This is a genomic window from Vibrio sp. 03_296, assembly GCF_002265885.1.
In genome coordinates this window covers 1-826 of the sequence record NZ_NPKW01000519.1, presented here as the reverse complement: position 1 = coordinate 826, position 826 = coordinate 1, and the positions used below count along the sequence as shown (strand labels likewise).

Here is an 826-nt window from a genome sequence, read left to right as displayed (position 1 = left end):
GGTAATTAAATGGCAAGTAAGTTCCAAAGCCGTCTGGTGGGGACCATTATCTTGGTCGCTATCGGCGTGATAGTGCTTCCTGATGTCCTCGATGGCCAGAAGCTTCACTATAAAGAAGAGTTTGCCACCATCCGATCAAACCGGAATTGAGCAATGAAGTGGAGAGTTTCGAAATTCTTGAGCCCGTAGAAGACGACATCAAGCTACCAGAGTCTCCTGTGGTCGCGACGGTGGGGCAGTCTGCGTCAACGCCAAGTGAAACGCGACAAAGCCAAACAAAACCGAAATCTGTTGAAGTCAAAATCAACGAGGTCGCAGACAAGAATAACTACGAAGATTCAGCATGGATCATTCAGTTAATGGCACTGCGTAATGAAGAGAATGCGCAGAACATGGCGAAGGATTTGCAGAAACGCGGTTATCAAGCGCATACCATCAAAGAAAATGGATTTACTCGAGTTGTAATTGGTCCTGATGTGTCAAAAAGTAAACTTGAAAGACAAGTCGTGGAATTGGAAAAATTACCGGTTCCAAAAGGTCAATTGCTCAAATTTAAACCACTAAACCCATAAGAAAACGTTTGCGTCAGCATTTTTTCTGTTAAAATGCGCGCCAACTTAAGATGAAGAAAACATGAATTGGTTAGATTTTGTCATTTTAGGTGTGATCGGATTTTCAGCTCTGATCAGTTTAGTTCGCGGTTTTGCGAAAGAAGCATTGTCATTGGTGATTTGGTTTGGAGCGTTTTTTATCTCCAGTAACTATTACACCAAACTCGCGGTGTATTTCACCAATATCGAAGACGACATGTTTCGAAACGGAGCCG

Annotated in this window: 1 protein-coding gene and 1 pseudogene; both read left to right on the top strand. The window is 43.0% G+C overall.

Annotated elements, in window-relative coordinates; genetic code table 11:
- Window positions 1–9: 9 nt before the first annotated feature.
- Window positions 10–572 (top strand): annotated as a pseudogene (locus tag CIK04_RS25870) (SPOR domain-containing protein).
- Window positions 573–633: 61 nt separating this feature from the next.
- Window positions 634–826 (top strand): CvpA family protein (locus CIK04_RS25865; RefSeq protein ID WP_176463430.1); only part of this gene is annotated, 193 nt, incomplete at its 3' end.